At 64.0% G+C, this 19,801-nt stretch carries 13 protein-coding genes; 9 read left to right on the plus strand and 4 right to left on the minus strand.

Annotated features, from left to right (window positions below; translation table 11 throughout):
- Positions 1-82: 82 nt before the first annotated feature.
- A complete protein-coding gene (locus tag H163_RS0109845) occupies positions 83-652 on the minus strand; it encodes a peroxidase-related enzyme (protein ID WP_026355684.1) in 570 nt (189 codons plus the stop codon).
- Between the two features lie 86 nt (positions 653-738).
- Here H163_RS0109845 and H163_RS0109850 point away from each other — a divergent pair, with 86 nt between their 5' ends.
- Positions 739-5,556 (plus strand): NAD-glutamate dehydrogenase, encoded by a 4,818-nt coding sequence (locus H163_RS0109850; protein WP_019964411.1) that lies wholly within the window; start codon positions 739-741, stop codon positions 5,554-5,556.
- Positions 5,557-5,629: 73 nt separating this feature from the next.
- Positions 5,630-6,496 carry a tRNA glutamyl-Q(34) synthetase GluQRS gene (gene gluQRS / locus H163_RS0109855; RefSeq protein WP_019964412.1) on the plus strand — a complete coding sequence of 289 codons (867 nt, stop codon included), beginning with the start codon at positions 5,630-5,632 and terminating at the stop codon, positions 6,494-6,496.
- 2 nt (positions 6,497-6,498) lie between these two features.
- On the opposite strand, the gene H163_RS0109860 is transcribed toward gluQRS, so the two are convergent.
- Positions 6,499-7,464, minus strand: a complete 966-nt coding sequence (locus H163_RS0109860) for an AEC family transporter (protein ID WP_019964413.1) — start codon at positions 7,462-7,464, stop codon at positions 6,499-6,501.
- A 236-nt stretch (positions 7,465-7,700) separates the two neighbouring features.
- On the opposite strand from H163_RS0109860, the gene H163_RS22590 reads away from it, so the two are divergent.
- Entirely contained in the window at positions 7,701-8,846 is a 1,146-nt protein-coding gene (locus H163_RS22590) for a hybrid sensor histidine kinase/response regulator (RefSeq protein ID WP_019964414.1), read from the plus strand.
- Between the two features lie 271 nt (positions 8,847-9,117).
- Here the strand turns inward: H163_RS22590 and acnA are convergent, their stop codons facing one another.
- The gene (acnA, locus tag H163_RS0109870) at positions 9,118-11,796 is read right to left on the minus strand and encodes an aconitate hydratase AcnA (RefSeq protein WP_026355685.1); all 2,679 of its coding nucleotides are present in this window, start codon (positions 11,794-11,796) and stop codon (positions 9,118-9,120) included.
- 517 nt (positions 11,797-12,313) lie between these two features.
- Between acnA and H163_RS0109875 the strand changes: the two genes are divergently transcribed.
- The 6 genes from H163_RS0109875 (at position 12,314) to H163_RS0109900 (ending at position 18,369) form a co-directional block, all read left to right on the plus strand.
- Entirely contained in the window at positions 12,314-15,106 is a 2,793-nt protein-coding gene (locus tag H163_RS0109875) for a bifunctional aconitate hydratase 2/2-methylisocitrate dehydratase (RefSeq protein ID WP_019964416.1), read from the plus strand.
- 199 nt (positions 15,107-15,305) lie between these two features.
- Complete coding sequence (gene ccmA, locus H163_RS22595) at positions 15,306-15,983, plus strand: heme ABC exporter ATP-binding protein CcmA (protein WP_051105361.1); 678 nt, start codon at positions 15,306-15,308, stop codon at positions 15,981-15,983.
- Positions 15,980-16,651: a heme exporter protein CcmB gene (gene ccmB, locus H163_RS0109885; protein WP_019964418.1), complete on the plus strand. Its 672-nt coding sequence runs from the start codon at positions 15,980-15,982 to the stop codon at positions 16,649-16,651. The genes ccmA and ccmB overlap by 4 nt, the downstream gene beginning before the upstream one ends.
- A gap of 143 nt (positions 16,652-16,794) precedes the next feature.
- Positions 16,795-17,562 carry a heme ABC transporter permease gene (locus H163_RS0109890; RefSeq protein WP_019964419.1) on the plus strand — a complete coding sequence of 256 codons (768 nt, stop codon included), beginning with the start codon at positions 16,795-16,797 and terminating at the stop codon, positions 17,560-17,562.
- Positions 17,563-17,569: 7 nt separating this feature from the next.
- Positions 17,570-17,755 carry a heme exporter protein CcmD gene (gene ccmD, locus H163_RS0109895; protein ID WP_019964420.1) on the plus strand — a complete coding sequence of 62 codons (186 nt, stop codon included), beginning with the start codon at positions 17,570-17,572 and terminating at the stop codon, positions 17,753-17,755.
- The gene (locus H163_RS0109900) at positions 17,752-18,369 is read left to right on the plus strand and encodes a DsbE family thiol:disulfide interchange protein (RefSeq protein WP_019964421.1); all 618 of its coding nucleotides are present in this window, start codon (positions 17,752-17,754) and stop codon (positions 18,367-18,369) included. Before ccmD ends, H163_RS0109900 begins: the two co-directional genes overlap by 4 nt.
- 102 nt (positions 18,370-18,471) lie before the next feature.
- On the opposite strand, the gene H163_RS0109905 is transcribed toward H163_RS0109900, so the two are convergent.
- Positions 18,472-19,800, minus strand: a complete 1,329-nt coding sequence (locus H163_RS0109905) for a TRAP transporter large permease (protein ID WP_019964422.1) — start codon at positions 19,798-19,800, stop codon at positions 18,472-18,474.
- Position 19,801 lies beyond the last annotated feature (1 nt).

Below are 19,801 nucleotides of genomic sequence, written 5' to 3' on the forward strand. Positions count from 1 at the left end.
AAGGACAGAAGAATGGAGCGGGTTTTACACACATTCCGCCAGCCTGTCACGGGCAAGCGGGGCCTGGCCGCTGTCGGCGTTCTCAACGGGCCATTGAGTGATACTCATCATTCGGCCGCATCTCGGTGGCTGCGGCCATGCGGTTGGACATGTTGTAGAAGGCCGCAAGGGCGGCAATGTCCCAGATGTCCCGGCCGGTAAAGCCCGCATCACGCAGCGCCTGCCGGTCGGCTTCCACCACTTCGGCGGGGCGTTCGGTCAAGAGTACGGCGAAGTCCAGCATGGCCCGCTGCTTTGCCGTCAGATCCGCCACCCGGTAATTCATCACCAGCATGTCGCCGAGCACCGGATCGCCGGACAGCTGGCGGACGGCTGCGCCATGCGCAGCGAGGCAATAGAAGCAGCGGTTCACGCTCGACACGGCCACGGCGATCATCTCCCGCTCCAGCTTGGAGAGGCTTGAGGGGCCCAGCATCAGATCGTTATACATGTCGGTGAAGGCGCGCAATTTTGTGTCGTTGAAGGCGTAGGCGCGCAGCACATTTGGAATAAATCCTATTTTTTCCTCACACTTTGCAAAGTATCCCTGCGTCGCTTCACTCAACTCGCCTTCGACCGGCAAATTTAGCGCCATTACATCTTTGTTCGTCATTTTAGTGAATCCTCCCGAATGCCATTTTTTAAGCGGCATTGGCAGCCTAGCATGCCGCCGCTGATTCGCGGGTCAGGAGGACAGAGATGGCGCAAGCACGGGAAATCCAGAAGGCAAAGCTCATTGAAGAGGTGAGCAAAATTCTGACGTCAAAGGCGGAGACGGCAGGGGCCGGCCTCGCGGATTTTGCGGCTGAACTTTACCAGCAGGGTGCTGCAGAAGATCTTGTCGCCTACTCGGCGGACGAGCTGGCCGCTTTCGCGCGTGCCGCATTCCAGGACTTCAGCGCGCACCCGAGGGGCACCAGCCGCATCAGCGTGACGAACCCGTCCTTCAAGACCAAGGGCAAGATGGCCGGTGAGGTGACGGTCATTGAACTGGTCAATGACAACATGCCTTTCCTGGTGGATTCGGTCATGGCCGAGCTGCATGACAGCAAGCTGACCGTCCATCTGGTGCTGCACCCGATCTACAACGTGGAGCGCGGCGCGCAGGGCGAACTCGTGTCTTTCAGCGGCCACAAGGGCGGCGCGGCACGGGAGGACCATCAGGAAAGCGTGATCCATATCCACGTCAGCCGCATCGCGAGTGAAGAAGCCCGCGCCGGGCTGGAGCAGCGCCTGACACGCATCATGGATGACGTGCGTGCCGCTGTTGCCGACTGGAAGGCCATGCGCAAGCGCCTGACCAAGGCGGTGAACACCTACAAGACCGCGCAGGCCGACGGCTCCAGCAACGAGCTGTGGGAAGCGATCCAGTTCCTTGAATGGATGGCCGATGACAATTTCATCTTCCTCGGCATGCGCGAATATACCTTTGACGGCGGCGCCGGCGAAGGCGAGCTGACGCCGGTGGACAGCACCGGTCTTGGCCTTCTGGCTGATCCGGACATGCGCGTTCTGCGAAGGGGCGGTGAGTTCGTGCAGATCACCCCGGAGATCCGCGAGTTCCTGATGCGCCCGGACCCGCTGATCATCGCCAAGGCCAATGTGAAGAGCCGCGTGCACCGGCGCGTCTACATGGACTACGTCGGCACCAAGATGTTTGACGCCTCCGGCAAGATGACCGGCGAGCTGCGCATCGTCGGCCTGTTTGCCTCCACAGCCTATAACGAGCCGACGGGCACGATCCCCTTCCTGCGGCGCAAGGTAAGCAACGTGCTTGCCAAGGCCGGGTTTGATTCCGACAGCCACTCGGGCCGTGCCCTCACCAACGTGATGGAAACCTTCCCTCGGGACGAGCTGTTCCAGATCGATCACGAAACGCTCTACGACTTCGCCATGGCGATCCTGCAGCTGGATGAGCGCCCGCGCATCCGCGTGCTGGCCCGGCCGGAGAAGTTCGACCGTTACGTCTCGATCCTGTGCTACGTGCCGCGTGACCGCTACACCACGGAAGTGCGCCTCAACATCGGCACCTATTTTGCCCATGTCTTCGACGGGCACCTGTCTGCCTGGTATGTGACCTATCCGGAGGGGCCTCTGGCGCGGGTGCATTTCATCATTGGCCGTTCCGGCGGCAAGACGCCTGCCGTGGCGCAGGACGAGCTGGAAAAGGCCGTTGCCTCCATCATCCGCACCTGGCCGGACGGGCTGATGGATGCCTTCAAGGAGAACTTCAGCCCGGAAGTGGCCGAGCGCCTGTCGGACCGCTATGCGCTTGCCTTCCATGGCGGCTACAAGGAAGTCTACAACGCCGAAAACGCGCTGGCGGACGTGCAGAAGATCGAAAGCCTGTCGGAGGACCGCCAGGCGACGATCACCTTCTTCCGCAGCTCCGGCGCGCCGGATACGCGCCTGTCGCTGAAGGTGTTCCATCTGGAAGCTCCGATCCCGCTGTCGGCCCGCGTGCCGCTGCTGGAGAACATGGGCTTCAAGGTCATCAACGAGCGCACCTACCGCATCTCGCCGGCCGGCATGCCCTTCTGCTACCTGCATGAAATGACGCTGGAAGCGGCCAAGGGCGGCAGCATCGAGCTTTCGGCCGACCTGAAGGGCCGCCTCGAAGCCCTGTTCATGGCCGTGTGGCTGGGGCAGGCGGAAAGCGACGGCTACAACGCACTGGTGCTGACGGCCGGCCTCGGCTGGCGCGATATCGCCATGGTGCGGGCCCTGTCGAAATACCTGCGCCAGGTGGGCATCCGCTATTCCGAAGACTACATGTGGACCACGCTCAACAACTACCCGGCCATTGCCGCCAAGCTGGTCGAGCTGTTCCACGTGCGCTTCAACCCGGCGCTCAGCGAGGCAGACCGTACGCTCAATGCGGCGCGGATCGAGAACGAGCTGTCATCCGAGTTCGATGCGGTCGTTAGCCTGGACGATGACCGCATCCTGCGGCGCTTCCAGAATGTCATTGACGCGATCCTGCGCACCAACTTCTTCCAGCTGGATGCGGATGGGAAGCCGAAGCCGACCTTCGCCTTCAAGATCGATTCCCGCCGCATCGATGACATGCCGCAGCCCAAGCCCTTCCGGGAGATCTCGGTCTACAGCCCCCGTGTCGAGGGCGTGCATCTGCGCTTCGGCAAGGTGGCGCGCGGCGGCCTGCGCTGGTCCGACCGGCCGCAGGATTTCCGCACCGAAGTGCTGGGCCTCGTGAAGGCGCAGCAGGTGAAGAATGCGGTGATCGTGCCGGTGGGCTCCAAGGGCGGCTTCGTGCCCAAGCGCCTGCCTGTGGGCGGTGACCGTGAGGCGGTGTTCGCCGAAGGCACGGAAGCCTACAAGATCTTCGTCAGCTCGCTGCTGGACGTGACCGACAACCTCAAGGGCGACCAGATCCTGCCGCCGCTGGAAGTGGTGCGCCACGATGAGGATGATCCCTATCTGGTGGTGGCCGCCGATAAGGGCACTGCAACCTTCTCCGACACGGCCAACGGCATTTCGACGAGCCGGGATTTCTGGCTGGGCGATGCCTTCGCCTCGGGCGGTTCGGCCGGCTATGACCACAAGAAGATGGGCATCACCGCACGCGGCGCCTGGGAAGCGGTGAAGCGCCACTTCCGCGAAATGAACCGCGACATCCAGAGCGAGCCCTTCACCGTGGCCGGTGTGGGCGACATGTCGGGCGACGTCTTCGGCAACGGCATGCTGCTGTCGAAGGAAATCCGGCTGGTGGCCGCCTTCGACCACCGCGACATTTTCATTGATCCCACGCCGGATGCGGCCTCGAGCTTTGCCGAGCGCAAGCGCCTGTTCGAGATGGGCCGCTCATCCTGGGCAGACTATGACAAGAGCCTGATTTCCGCCGGTGGCGGTGTCTTCTCCCGCCAGCTGAAGTCGGTCCCGCTCAGCGAGGAAGCGCAGCAGCTGCTTGGTATTCCCCGGGCGAAGGCAACGCCGCAGGAGGTGATGACCGCCATCCTGAAGCTCAACGTCGATCTGATGTGGTTCGGCGGCATCGGCACCTATATCCGTGCCAGCACGGAAACGGATGCGGATGCGGGCGACAAGGCCAACGATGCCATCCGCGTCACTGCGCGCGAGATCCGGGCCAAGGTCATTGGCGAGGGCGCAAACCTCGGCATGACCCAGCGCGCCCGTATCGAATTCGGCCGTAATGGCGGACGTTCCAATTCGGATGCCATCGACAATTCCGCCGGCGTGAATTCGTCGGACATGGAAGTGAACATCAAGATCGCGCTGGGCGCGGCCGTCCAGTCGGGCAAGCTCGACATTCCCGCCCGCAACGTGCTTCTGGCGCAGATGACGGACGAGGTGGCGGAGCTGGTGCTGCGCAACAACTACCTGCAGTCCCTCGCCATCTCCATGACGGAGCAGCGCGGGCTGGAGGACTTCGGTTACCAGGGCCGCATGATGCGCCAGCTGGAGCAGGCAGGCCATCTCGACCGGCAGGTGGAATTCCTGCCCGATGATGCGGCGCTGGCCGAGCTGGAAAAGGCCGGGCTGTTCCTCACCCGCGCCGAGCTTGGCGTGCTGCTGGCCTATGCCAAGATCACGCTCTATGACGCGCTGCTGGAAAGTGACGTGCCGGATGACGATTATCTGGCGCGCGAACTCTTCCGCTACTTCCCGGACCATATGGCCGGCGCCTATGCCGAGGAAATCCGGGGCCACCGGCTGCGGCGGGAAATCATCGCCACGATGCTGGCGAACTCCATGGTCAACCGCTGCGGGCCGACCTTCATCACCCGCATCGCCGACCAGACCGGCGCCAGCGCCGCCGAAATTGCCCGTGGCTTCGTCGCCGTGCGCAACAGCTACGGCCTGACGGAGCTCAACGAGGAAATCGACGCGCTGGACACAAAGCTCGACGGCAAGGTGCAGCTCGATCTTTATGCCGAGGTGCAGAACCTGTTCCTCGATCAGGTGGTCTGGTTCCGCCGCCATGTCTCCTTCAAGGACGGTATCGAGGCGGTGGTGGAGCGCTTCCGCGCCGGGATTGACGCGATGCGGCCGCATCTTGAGAAGGCCGTCACGCCCGCACAGGCCGCCCTTCTGGCTGCCGCAGTGGAAGAGAACGTGGCCAAGGGTGTGCCGGAGCCGCTGGCCCGCCGCATCACCTGGCTGCCGGTGGAAGCAACCATTCCGGACATCGTGCTCATCGCCGGTGACACGGGTGCGGAACTGGATGCGGCTGCCTCGACCTTCTTCGTGGTGGCAGCGCATTTCGGCATTGCCGAGATGGGTATCCGGGCACGGAATCTGGTGGTTGCGGATTATTACGACGGGCTGGCGCTCGACCGGGCCCTGGCAACGCTCTCCGATGCACACCGCCAGCTGACGGCGGCAGCGCTGAGGGCCGGTGGCTTTGCCCATTGGCTGGCCGGGCATGAGGCCATCGTTGCCCGCACCACCCGCTCGGTGGGCGAGATTCTGGAAGGCACGATCAGTGTCTCCAAGTTCTCGGTCGCTGCAAGCCTGCTCGCGGAGATCGCGCGCTAAGCTGAAATACGCCGGTTCGGGCTATCTGCCCGGACCGGCTTTTCCCGGTTCGGCATCCCTGCCATAACGCGTCATGACCGCCGTTTTCCGCTTCGCGCCTTCCCCCAACGGGTATCTGCATCTGGGGCACGCCCTGTCGGCGCTGCTCAACCGGCAGCTTGCGCAAGCTGCGGGCGGGCGGATGCTGCTGCGGATCGAGGATATCGACACGGCCCGCTGCACACCTGCGCTGGAAGCGGCGATGCTGGAGGACCTCCGCTGGATCGGCTTTGCCCATGACGAGCCGCCGCGCCGCCAGTCCGAGCATTTCGGCGAATATGCCGCAGCTCTTGCCCGGCTGCAGGGGATGGGGCTGATCTATGAGGCCTATCTGACCCGCGCCGAGATCCGCAGCTTCGTGGCACAGACGGAAGCGCAAGGAAAACCCTGGCCGCGGGATCCGGACGGGGCGCCGCTCTATCCCGGCGATGCGGCCTTGCTGGATGACGCGGAGATTGCCCGCCGCCGGGCATCCGGTGCCCCCTTTGCCCTCCGGCTCGACATGCGCAAGGCGGTGAGCCTTTTGACCGGGCCGCTGTTCTGGGAGGAGGAGGGGCAGGCAGGGCGTACCGGCAATGTAGCCGCTGATCCTCTTGCATGGGGCGATGTCATCCTTGCCCGCAAGGACACGCCGACGAGCTATCACCTTTCCGTCACGCTGGATGATGCCCTGCAAGGGGTGACGCATGTGGTGCGGGGGCAGGATCTGTTCCACGCCACTGCCGTGCACCGGCTGCTGCAGGTTCTGCTTGGCCTGCCGGAGCCGCGCTATCACCATCACCGGCTGATCCTGGGGGCGGACGGGCGCAAATTGTCGAAATCGGAGGGGCACACGGCCCTGCGGGAATTGCGCGCTGCCGGGTGGACGGTGGCAGATGTGCGCCGCCGGACCGGCATCTGAAGTCAGATCAGCCCCAGCATGTCCAGCGCCAGCACCCACAGCCCGCAGGTGACGACGGCTGCGGCGGTGGTGAGGGTAATGGAATTGGCCGACATGGCGTGTCCCGTGCCGTAGCGGGTGGCGAAGATGTAGACATTGACGCCCGTCGGAGAGGCGGCTGTCAGCGTCATGGCCGCCGTCCAGACCGGCGGCAGGGCAAAAACATAGGCGCAGAGCACCAGCACGATGGCAGGCATCACCAGAACCTTCAGCACGCTGAGGATGATGCCTGCGCCCAGATTGCCGCGAATGCCATAGAGCACCATGCTCATGCCCAGCGAGAACAGGGCGACGGGCAGGGCGGTGGAGGAGAGCCGGTTGATCACATCCGCCGGGATGCCCGTGAGCGGCAGGGAGAACACCCGCCACACCAGCGAGGCGAGGATGGCGATGACGATCGGGTTCGTCATCAGGCTGGCCAGGATCTTCTTGAGAAGAGCCGGGAGCGACTGGGACCCGCCTGCGCCATCGGCGGCGGCCGCCCGCTCCATCAGCACGGCAATGACGATGGTCATCACCGGCAGATGCACGGAAATCAGCAGCACCAGCGGCAGCAGGCCATCCGGGCCCAGCACGGAAGACACGAGCGGAATGCCGACCATGACGGTGTTGGCAAAGGCGGCGGAAACGCCGGCAATCACGCCGGCGCGCGAATCACGGGCGAAAATCTTGCGCACGATCAGCGTGGCGATGGCCCAGGTGAGGGCAACGCCGCTGAAATAGGCGGCCCACAGCGCCCAGGGAAAGCCGTGATCCATCGAGACCGTTGCCAGCGTCTTGAAGATGAGCGAGGGGATCGCCACCACGAAGACGAACTGGCCGAGCCCTTCGCCCACGGATTGGGACAGCAGGCCGGTGCGTGCTGCCAGATAGCCGAGCCCGACAAGCACGAAAACGGGGACAACGATGGTCAGGATCTGCTCGAACATGGCGGGTTCCAGAATGCATCCGGGATGGATTTCAGAGGGGCGCGCAGCAGAGGGCTGCGGACAAGGCAGGACGGAGGGTGCACGGCACATGGACCAGGCCAGGGCACCGTGACACAATGGGATGAAGCCGCGCGATTCAGGCGGGCGGCGCAGCCGCATCACGGGCACAACTGTAGAAGAGGCAAGGCTTGCCGGTCAACCGGAAGCCCTTATGACGCTGGCAGCAGGGGAACAGCATGACGGGTAAGGAGAAGGGCAGTCCCGAGAGCCAGCGGCTCGCCCTGATGGCCCATGACCTGCGCACGCCGCTCAATGCCATGCGGTTGACGGCGGAGCTGATCGGCATGGAACCGCTGAGCCCCCTGCAGCAGGTGCGCCTGGCAACGCTCATTGCCGCCATCGATGGCCTCGCAGACATGACCGGCGCCGTGCTGAACGAGGGCCGCGCCGCCGCAGGCCTTACGCCTTTGCCAAAGGCTGTGCGGGCCGAGCCTGAAGGTGCAGATGCCGGGCGGATGGTGCTGGAAATCGCCGGTCTGTTCGAGCCTCTGGCCAAGGCCAAAGGCCTGCCTCTTGCCGTCAGTGTGCCGGAGGCGCCGCTTTTCTGTCCGCCGGAGCTGCAGATGGCCCTGCGCCGAGCGGCAACCGTGCTCCTCGACAATGCCATCCGCTACACCCCGCGCGGGCAGGTGCGGGCGGTGCTGCGCGAGGAGGCGGGTACCCTTTTGCTGGAGATCACCGACACGGGGCCGGGGATCGGTGTGATGGAGCGCCGCCGCCTGTTCCGCCCTTTCACGCGCGGGACGGCCGGCCGTGCCGGCGATGGCAGCAGTTCGGGCCTTGGCCTGTGGGGGGCTGCAGAGGTGGTGAAGGCCGCTGGCGGGCGGCTGGATCTGGACGATGCGCCGGGCGGTGGCTGCCGTTTCTCCGTGCATCTGCCGCTGCCGGGCGGGAGCGGGGCTCCGGATGGCGGCACTGCCCAGCCGGGGCCGCATGTGCTGATCGTCGATGACAACGAAACCAACCGGCGTCTGCTCGCAGCCTTGCTGGAATCCTTTGCCATGACCAGTGATGCGGCCGGCACCGGCCAGCAGGCCGTGAACATGGCGGCAGCAACCGCCTATGACGGGGTGCTGCTGGATCTGCACATGCCCGGCATGGACGGCATCGAAACCGCCGCCGCCCTGCGCCTCGGGCCGGATGGTGCGCGTCTGCCGCTGATTGCGGTGACGGCCGCCCTGGAATCAGTAGGCGACCGCAAGCTGCGGCAGGCCGGGTTTGACGACGTACTGCCCAAACCCATTTCTCCCTCGCAGCTCTACCAGACCCTCAACCTCGCCCGAACCCGGCACAAGCTGCGGCTGGAGGAGATGGCGGGGTAGGGGGGTGGTACCATTCCTCTCCATCGTCATCCCGGCCAAGCGAAGCGCGAGCCGGGACCGGTGAGCCGGGGAGCAAGTTGGCTTGGCTGGCGGGGTGAGCCTTTCACCGCATAAGGTGTTCGCATCCAAGTTTGCGTTCGAACCGGTAGGCCTCGGCTCACCGGTACCGGATCTCCGCTTCGCTGCGTCCGGTATGACGATGGAGGGACTGGGCAAAGATAAGGGCCGCCCCATGTGGAGCGGCCCTTTCCGTTTTGCGCTTAAAGGATGGTCAGCTGCGCACGAGGTTGCGCAGGACGTAGTGCAGGATGCCGCCGGCCTTGATGTATTCCAGCTCGTCCAGCGTATCGACCCGGCACAGGCATTCGATGTTCTTCACCGTGCCGTCCTCGTAGGTCACTTCCACGTTCATCATCTGGCGCGGAGTGATGTCTGCGATGCCCTTGATCGTCACCCGCTCCTTGCCGGTGATGCCATGGGACTGCCAGCTCTCGCCTTCCTTGAAGGTCAGCGGAATGACGCCCATGCCGACAAGGTTGGAGCGGTGGATGCGCTCGAAGGACTGGGCGATGACGGCCCGCACGCCGAGCAGCGTGGTGCCCTTGGCGGCCCAGTCACGCGACGAGCCGGTGCCGTATTCCTTGCCCGCGAAGATCACGAGCGGGATGCCGGCTTCCTGATATTCCATGCAGGCGTCATAGATCCATTTCTGCTGGCCGTCCTTCATGGTGACGCCACCTTCCACGCCCGGAACCATCTGGTTCTTGATGCGGATGTTGGCGAAGGTGCCGCGCATCATCACCTGGTGATTGCCCCGCCGCGCGCCGTAGGAGTTGAAGTCGGTAACGGCAACCTGATGCTCCGACAGGTAGGTGCCTGCCGGGCTGCTGGCCTTGATGTTACCGGCCGGGGAGATGTGGTCGGTGGTGATGGAATCGAGGAACAGGCCCATCACGGCGGCACCCTCTATGTCCGTCAGGGGCTTGGGCTCCATGGTCATGCCCTCGAAATAGGGCGGATTGGCCACGTAGGTGGAGGAGACCGGCCACTTGTAGGTCATGCCGCCTTCCACCTTGATCGCCTGCCAGTGCTCGTCGCCCTTGAACACGTCCGAATAGCGCTTGCGGAACATCTCATCGTCGATCGAGGAGCGGATGAGCCGGGTGATCTCTTCCGTCGAGGGCCAGATATCCTTGAGGTAGACCGGCTTGCCGTTCTGGTCCTCGCCCAGCGGGTCCGTGGCAACATTGACGTTCATGTTGCCCGCGATGGCATAGGCCACGACCAGCGGCGGCGAGGCCAGATAGTTGGCGCGCACATCCGGGTTCACACGGCCCTCGAAGTTGCGGTTGCCCGACAGGACAGCGCTGACGACGAGGTCATTGTCCGAAATTGCCTTCGACAGTTCCGGCGCCAGCGGCCCGGAGTTGCCGATGCAGGTGGTGCAGCCATAACCGGCGAGATTGAAGCCGAGGGCGTCGAGATCGTCCTGGAGCCCGGCCTTGAGGAGGTAATCCGTCACCACCTGCGAGCCGGGTGCCAGCGAGGTCTTCACCCAGGGCTTGACCTTGAGGCCCTTCCTGCGGGCATTGCGGGCGACGAGGCCCGCGCCGATCAGCACGCTCGGGTTCGAGGTGTTGGTGCAGGAGGTGATGGCGGCGATGACCACATCGCCATGGCCGAGGTCATGGCTGCGGCCTTCGACCGGCACACGCTTCGACAGCTCGTCCGCTTTCTTGAACTCGTCTGCCATGGTCTTGGCAAAGCCTGCGGCGACGGCATCGAGGTTGATGCGGTCCTGCGGGCGCTTGGGGCCGGAGAGGGCAGGCACGACGGTGGAGATGTCGAGCTCCAGCGTATCGGTGAAGACCGGATCGGGCGAAGACGCATCGCGGAACATCCCCTGTGCCTTCGAATAGGCCTCGACAAGAGCAACGCGCTGCGGATCGCGGCCGGTGGCCTTCAGATAGCCAAGGGTTTCGCGGTCGACGGGGAAGAAGCCGCAGGTCGCGCCATATTCCGGAGCCATGTTGGCGATGGTGGCGGCATCCTCAAGGCTGAGGTTGTCGAGGCCGGGGCCGTAGAATTCCACGAACTTGCCGACCACGCCCTTCTTGCGCAGCATCTCGGTGACGCGCAGCACAAGGTCTGTCGCGGTGATGCCTTCGTTGAGCTTGCCGGTCAGCTTGAAGCCGATGACTTCCGGGATCAGCATGGAAATCGGCTGGCCGAGCATGGCCGCTTCCGCCTCGATGCCGCCGACGCCCCAGCCGAGGACCGCAAGGCCGTTGACCATGGTTGTGTGGGAATCGGTGCCCACCAGCGTGTCCGGATAGGCGATGGTTTCGCCGTGCTCTTCCCTGATCCAGACGGTTTGGGCCAGATATTCGAGGTTCACCTGATGGCAGATGCCGGTGCCGGGCGGCACGGCGCGGAAATTGTCGAAGGCGGACTGGCCCCAGCGCAGGAATTCATAGCGCTCGCCGTTGCGCTGGTATTCCAGCTCCACGTTCCGGGCAAAGGCATCCTTCGTGCCGAAATAGTCGATCATCACCGAGTGGTCGATGACCAGATCCACCGGCACCAGCGGGTTGATCTTCTTCGGATCACCGCCGAGCTTCACCGCCGCATCGCGCATGGCGGCAAGATCGACCACGGCCGGAACGCCGGTGAAGTCCTGCATCAGCACGCGGGCCGGGCGGTAGGAGATTTCGTGTTCGGAGGTGCGGCTGACGAGCCACTGCGCCACCGCGCGGATGTCATCAGCGGTCACCGTGCGGTTGTCTTCAAAGCGCAGCAGGTTTTCCAGCACCACCTTCAGCGAATTCGGCAGGCGGGAGACGCCCTCAAGGCCGTTCTTCTCGGCGTCCGGAATGGAGAAATAGGTGTAGGTCTGGCCGTTGACTTCAAGGGTTTTCCTGGACTTGAAGCTGTCGAGGGATTGGGTCACGTCGAGCACTCTCCTCTCAAGACCGGGCACGGCGGCGGGATGGTGCCTGCCCGGAGGATTAAAGATCTCTGGTCCCGGCCGCTGCCGGATCTGACTGGCCTCTTGCCGGGCCTCGCCTTTGGTGCCGCACAGTCCCCGCCGCTGCCCGCAGGCGGGCAGGCCGGAGGCCGCTGTATGCTGCCCCTATAGCCGGTTTTGGCTTTTGCGGCGAGTCATGCCCGCAGCATCTGCAACTGGAACCCGTCTCCGGGTGCTATTTCAACCTTTTGGGCCGGCCTTCGGGACGCCTCGCAGTGAAAGGCTTTGACATCAAATATTGGGTTTATTTTTCAAAGGGCAACAGGGGTCAAGGACAAAGGCCCGCATTCAGTTTATGGGTGATCGAAAGCGCTTGAATGACATTGCATACTATTGTATACCGCGCTGAAAAATAACACTCAGCCCGCTTGCCCCGGCCCGCCAGAAGTGACCGCGATCCGGAGGTTGGCACTGACCAACAAGGGATTCCGGGATCACCATGAGCCTTTACACCGACTATCTCGCCGAGATCGAAGCCCGCAAGGGTCAGGGCCTTCACCCCAAGCCGATCGAGGATGCCGCGCTCCTCGCCGAGGTGATTGCCAATATCAAGGACACGGGCAGTGCGCATCGCGCCGATTCGCTGCAGTTCTTCATCTACAACACCATTCCCGGCACGACGAGCGCTGCTGGCGAAAAGTCCCGTTTCCTGAAGGAAATCGTCCTGGGAACCGAGGTGGTGCCGGAAATTTCCCGCGCCTTCGCCTTCGAGCTGCTGTCCCACATGAAGGGCGGCCCGTCCATCGCCGTGCTTCTGGATCTGGCGCTGGGCGAGGATGCCTCCATCGCCCGTGACGCTGCCGAAGTGCTGAAGACCCAGGTCTTCCTCTATGCTGCCGACACCGACCGTCTGAAGGCCGCCTTCGAGGCCGGCAATCCGGTCGCCCGGGACATTCTGGAGAGCTACGTCAAGGCCGAGTTCTTCACCAAGCTTCCCGAGGTCGAGGAAGAGATCAAGGTCGTCACCTATATCGCTGCGGAAGGCGATATCTCCACCGACCTGCTGTCGCCGGGCAATCAGGCGCATTCGCGCTCGGACCGCGAGCTGCATGGCAAGTGCATGATCTCCGAAGCCGCCCAGGCCGAGATCCGCGCCCTGCAGGCGCAGCATCCGGACAAGCGCGTCATGATGATCGCCGAAAAGGGCACGATGGGCGTCGGCTCCTCGCGCATGTCGGGCGTCAACAACGTGGCGCTGTGGACCGGCAAGCAGGCGAGCCCCTACGTTCCCTTCGTCAACATTGCCCCGATCGTGGCCGGCACCAACGGCATCTCGCCGATCTTCCTGACCACCGTCGACGTGACGGGCGGCATCGGCGTCGACCTGAAGAACTGGGTCAAGAAGCTGGATGACGAGGGCAAGCCGGTCATCGACAACGCCGGCAACCCGATTCTGGTGCAGAAGTACTCGGTCGACACCGGCACCGTGCTGAAGATCAACAGCAAGTCCAAGAAGCTCTACAGCGAGGACGGCAAGGAAGAGCTGGCCGATCTGTCCGCGTCCTTCCGTCCGCAGAAGATGGAATCCATGCGTGCCGGTGGCTCCTATGCCATCGTCTTCGGCAAGAAGCTGCAGACCTTTGCGGCGCAGACGCTGGGCGTTGAAGCGCCGCTGGTGTTCTCTCCGGCCAAGGAAGTCTCCCATCCGGGCCAGGGCCTGACGGCGGTGGAGAAGATCTTCAACCGCAATGCGGTTGGCGTTGCGCCGGGCAAGGTGCTGCATGCCGGTTCCGACGTGCGCGTGCGCGTCAACATCGTCGGCTCGCAGGACACCACCGGCCTGATGACCGCGCAGGAACTGGAAGCGATGGCGGCCACCGTCATTTCGCCGCTGGTGGATGGCGCCTATCAGTCCGGCTGCCACACGGCTTCGGTCTGGGATCTGAAGGCACAGGCCAACATCCCGAAACTGATGAGCTTCATGCACAAGTTCGGCCTGATCACCGGCCGTGACCCGAAGGGCGTCTATCACTCCATGACGGACGTGATCCACAAGGTGCTGAACGACATCACCGTGGATGACTGGGACATCATCATCGGCGGCGACAGCCACACCCGCATGTCCAAGGGCGTCGCCTTCGGCGCTGACTCGGGCACCGTGGCGCTGGCTCTTGCCACCGGCGAAGCCACCATGCCGATCCCCGATTCCGTCAAGGTGACCTTCAAGGGCTCCATGAAGGATCACGTCGATTTCCGCGATGTGGTGCATGCCACCCAGGCCCAGATGCTGAGCCAGTTCGGCGACAACGTCTTCCAGGGCCGCGTCATCGAAGTGCATATCGGCACGCTGCTGGCCGACCAGGCCTTCACCTTCACCGACTGGACCGCAGAAATGAAGGCCAAGGCCTCCATCTGCATCTCCGATGACGAGACGCTGATCGGCTCGCTGGAACTGGCCAAGTCGCGCATCCAGGTGATGATCGACAAGGGCATGGACAATGACACCCAGGTTCTGAAGGGCCTGATCGCCAAGGCCGACAAGCGCATCGCCGAAATCCGCTCCGGCGAGAAGCCGGCGCTGGCTCCGGACGAGAACGCCAAGTACTTCGCCGAAGTCGTCGTCGATCTCGACCAGATCGATGAGCCGATGATCGCCGACCCGGATGTCAACAACCCGGATGTGTCCAAGCGCTACACCCACGACGCCATCCGCCCCGTGTCCTATTACGGCGGCGAGAAGAAGGTCGATCTGGGCTTCGTCGGTTCCTGCATGGTGCACAAGGGCGACATCAAGATCGTCGCGCAGATGCTGAAGAACCTCGAAAAGGTGCATGGCACCGTCGAGTTCAAGGCTCCGCTCGTGGTGGCAGCCCCGACCTACAACATCATCGACGAGCTGAAGGCCGAAGGCGACTGGGAAGTGCTGCAGAAGTACTCCGGCTTCGAATTCGACGACAGCGCGCCGAAGAACAAGGCCCGTACCCAGTACGAAAACATCCTCTATCTGGAGCGCCCGGGCTGCAACCTCTGCATGGGCAACCAGGAAAAGGCCGAGAAGGGCGACACGGTTCTTGCCACCTCCACCCGCCTGTTCCAGGGCCGCGTGGTGGAAGACAGCACCGAGAAGAAGGGTGAATCCCTGCTCGCCTCCACCCCTGTGGTGGTGCTCGCCGCCGTTCTGGGCCGCACGCCCAACGTGGATGAGTACAAGCAGGCCGTGGAAGGGATCGATCTGACCAAGTTCTCCCCGCCGGTCGAAAAGCTGGCAACGGCGCGCTCGGTTCACTTCTGAGCCGCCAGAGCCATCTGAACCTCTGATGGCCTGACTTTCAGCGGCCGCCCGTTCGGTGAGGATCCTATCGGATCTGACCCGGACGGGCGGCCGTTCTGTTGTGAGGCGCAACTCTGCCCCTCCTCTACGCAGTTCTAGCTGCTTGCCATCGTCCGGGGGGCATCCTAACAAGGACCGGAATGAAGCGCGGAGCTGTCCCCTGAAACTGATTGCCGACAAACTTGCCGTGGACCGGGGCGGGCGCCGGGTGTTTGCCGGGCTGGGCTTTGAGCTTGAGGCGGGCCGGGCGCTGGTCATCACCGGGGCCAATGGTGTCGGCAAGTCGACACTGCTGCGCACGCTGGCGGGCCTTGTGCCGGTAAGCGAGGGCAAGCTGACGCTGGAAGGCGGCGCCAGCGAGCGCAGCCTGGCCGAACACGCGCATTATTTCGGCCATGAAAGCGCAGTGAAGCGCGCCCTGAGCGTGCTGGAAAACCTTGAGTTCTGGCGCAGTTTCATGGCCCCGGCCCGGCCGGAGGGCTTTGACGGTGAGGTGCTGCAGCCGCTGGAAATTCTCGACCGGCTTGGCATCGTTCATACGGCGGACCTGCCTGCGGCCTATCTGTCGGCGGGGCAGACCCGGCGGCTGGCGCTGGCGCGCCTGTTCGTAACGCCGCGCCCCATCTGGCTGATGGATGAGCCGACCTCGGCCCTCGACAAGGCCTCCGAAGCGCAGCTTCTCGGTTTCATGAACGCGCATCTGGCCGCAGGCGGGCAGATCATCACCGCCACCCATTCCGAGCTTGCGCTGCATCCCGCCGATGCGCTGCATCTGGCTGCGCCAGAGCTTGGGCAGGAGCAGGATGACGAGACCGCAGACGAGGGAGAAGGGGCATGAACGGCTGGTTCCTCGCACTTGTTGCCCGCGAGTTCCGCCTGGCCGTCCGGGTTGGCGGCGGGGCGCTGATCGGCGTGCTGTTCTTTCTGGCCGTGGTCACGGTCATTCCCTTTGGCGTCGGGCCGGATCTCAATCTCCTGTCCCGCATCGGCCCGGCCATCCTTTGGATCGGTGCGCTGCTGTCGGCGCTGCTGGGGCTCGACCGGCTGTTTCAGGCCGACCGGGACGACGGCTCGCTCGATCTGATGCTGATGGCCGGCCAGCCGCTGGAACTGGTGGTGCTGGGCAAGTGCCTTGCCCATTGGGTGGCGACCGGCCTGCCGCTGGTGCTGGCTGCGCCCGTTCTGGCCGTTTTCCTCAATCTCGGGCCGGTGGCCATGGGGGCGGTGACGCTGACGCTGCTGGTGGGCACTCCCGCTCTGACGCTGATCGGGGCAATCGGCGCGGCGCTGACCGTGTCGCTGCGCCGGGGCGGTCTGCTGCTCGCGGTGCTGGTGGTGCCGCTGACGATCCCGGTGCTGATCTTCGGCGTGAGCGCGGCGGACGCTGCCGTGAATGACCCCGTGCCCTTCATGACGCCGTTTCTGATCCTCTGCGCGCTGACGCTGTTCTCCGCCGTTCTCGGGCCGGTGGCCGCAGCGGCGGCGCTGCGCTTTGCGGCGGATTGAACCCATCAGGGCATGACGGTTTCGTGATTGGGGTCAGATGGGGGCTTGACCCAGCGCAAGGCAATGCGAAAACCCTTGAGGCATAGAGAGCGGACCTGCGGCCTTGCATTGCAGCGGCGGGTGAGAGGGATTAGAACCATTCCATGGCACTTGTTGATCTGGCGAACCCGACCCGTTTCATGAGCCTTGCCCGGGCCATCCTGCCCTGGGCAACGGGCCTGTGTGTGCTGCTGTTTGCCATCGGGCTCTACATGACCTTCTTCGTGGCGCCGGAGGATTACCAGCAGGGCGATACGGTGCGGATCATGTATATCCACGTACCGGCCGCCTGGCTGTCGATGATGTGCTATTCGGTCATGGCCCTGTCTTCTCTTGGCACGCTGGTGTGGAAGCACCCGCTGGCTGATGTCTCGGCAAAGGCGGCAGCCCCCCTGGGCGCTGCTTTCACCTTCATGGCGCTGATCACCGGTTCGCTCTGGGGCAAGCCCATGTGGGGCACCTATTGGGTCTGGGATGCGCGTCTGACCTCGGTACTGGTGCTCTTCATCATGTATCTGGGCCTCATGGCCCTGTGGCGGACGATGGATGACCCGATCCGGGCGGGCAAGGCGGCGGCCGTGCTGACACTGGCCGGGGTCATCAACCTGCCCATCATCAAATTCTCCGTCGACTGGTGGAACACGCTCCATCAGCCGGCCAGCGTCATCCGCATGGACGGGCCGACGATCCACCCGGACCTGCTGTGGCCGCTGATGGTGATGGCGGCAGCCTTCACGCTGCTGTTCCTGGTGCTGCATGCCCATGCGATGATCAACGAAATCCTGCGGCGTCGGGTGCGGGCGCTGCGCATGCGGGCTGCCGCCGTGCGCCCGGCGGGCGCCAGCACCGCAACCCCTGTCGCGGCGGAGTGAGGTGAGCATGGCTGCCTTCGACCTGGGCCCCCACGCGGGCTTCATCATTGCTTCTTTCGTCATTTGCCTTGGCGTCGTGCTGGGCCTGACCGCCTGGGTGTGGCTGGACCGGCGGCGGCTCAATGCGGATCTGAAGACGCTGGAAGCGCAAGGTGTGCGCCGGCGCAAGGCAGCAGGGACGCAAGGCCAATGAGCGCGCCGGACCAGTCTTCCGCTGCCAAGCCGGATGCGGGTTCCCGCCGCCGCATTCCTGTTTTCGCACTGCTGCCGCTGGTGATCTTCGCCGCGCTGGCGGTGCTGTTCATGTTCCAGATGTTCTTCGGGCGCGACCCGTCCGAACTGCCTTCGGCCCTGCTCAACAAGCCGGCCCCCCGCATGGAGCTTCCTGCGGTGGAGGGGCTGATGGACAAGGGCGTGCCTGTACCCGGCATCGCGGCGGCTGATCTGGATGGCGGCGTGTCCGTGGTCAATGTCTTCGCCTCCTGGTGCGTGCCCTGCCGTCAGGAGCATCCGGTGCTGGAGGAAATGGCGAAGGACGGCCGGTTCCGGATGTACGGGATAAACTACAAGGATCAGCCCGAAAACGCCCGCCGCTTCCTCGGCACGCTCGGCAACCCTTACGACAAGGTGGGCGCCGATGCCGGTGGCCGCGCGGCCATCGAATGGGGCGTCTATGGCGTGCCGGAGACCTATGTGGTCGATGGCAAGGGCGTGATCCGCTACAAGTTCATCGGCCCGCTTTCGCCCGAAAGCTACGAGCGCGTGTTCCTGCCGCAGCTGGAACGGGTTCTGGCGGGCGGCAGCTGATTCCCGTGTTTTGATTACAAGAACGCCGCCCGCTGCCGGAAGGCAGGGGCGGCGTTCTTGTCTCCGCGGCGGGGGTGGGCCTGCCGCAGCATCGGGTGGTTCTCAGCGTCCGGTGATGCCGGGGAAGGCGACCAGCAGACCGACAGCCAGCATCTGCAGGGCGATGAACGGCAGCAGCGCCCGGAAGATGATGCCCAGCGTGATGCCGGGAGGTGCCACGGACTTCAGATAGAAGGCTGCGGGACCAAAGGGCGGCGACAGGAACGAGATCTGCATGTTCATGCAGAACAGGACGCCGAACCACACCGGATCAAGGCCGAGCGACTTGATGATCGGCACGAAGATCGGCATCGTCAGCAGGGCAATGCCGACCCAGTCGAGGAAGGCGCCGAGGACGAACAGGATTGCCATCATCACCAGAACGATGACGGTGGGATTGTCCGAGATGCCGGTGATCATGCCCGAGACGAAGTTCACCCCGCCCATCAGATTGTAGACGCCGACAATGGCCGTGGCACCGATGCCGATCCAGACGATCATGCCGACCGTGGACAGGGTCTGCATCGCCGCATCACGCAGCAGCTTGAACGAGAACTCGCCGCGCAGGATCGTGGACAGGAGCACGCCGCCGACGCCGATGGCTGAAGCTTCGGTCACGGAGGCGATGCCGCCATAGATCGAGCCCAGGACGATGAAGACGACCAGCACCGGCAGCGCCAGCCCCTTCAGCAGCCGCAGCTTCTCCGCCGCCGGTATTGGCTCCGGATCGACCTGCGGCACAACATGGGGCGTGAAATAGGCCCGGGCCAGGATGTAGGCGACATAGAACATGGCCAGCATGAAGCCCGGCAGGAAGGCCGCGGTGAACAGCTCGCCGATGGAGACGTTGGCGGTCAGGCCATAGATGATCAGCACGATTGACGGCGGGATCATGGTGCCGAGCGAGCCGCCTGCACAGACCACGCCGATGGCCAGATTGCGGTCATAACCCTGCCGCAGCATCTGGGGCAGGGCGATCATGCCCAGCAGCACGATTTCGCCGCCGATGATGCCGCTCATGGCGGCGAGAATCACCGAGACGAACACGGTCTGCACCGCAACGCCGCCGCGAATGCGCCCGGCAAACAGCTTCATTGCATCGAACAGGTCCCGGGCAATGCCGGAGCGGTCGAGAATGGCGGCCATCAGCACGAACATCGGCACCGAAACGAACACGAAGTTCATCACGAAGGAATAGACGCGGCTGGTGATGAGCGGGATCGACATGGGGCCAAACCAGCCGAGCGCGAAGATGAGCGCCACAAGCAGCGTCACGAAGGCCAGAGGCATGCCGGTCAGCAGCAGCACGACCATCATGATGAACATGGCCAGTGTGCCCCAGCCGATGCCGAGGGCCTGCAGGTTGAAGCTGAAATCCAGAAGATCTGTCATG

The sequence above is a fragment of the Pannonibacter phragmitetus DSM 14782 genome (genome assembly GCF_000382365.1).
GTDB lineage: Bacteria > Pseudomonadota > Alphaproteobacteria > Rhizobiales > Stappiaceae > Pannonibacter > Pannonibacter phragmitetus.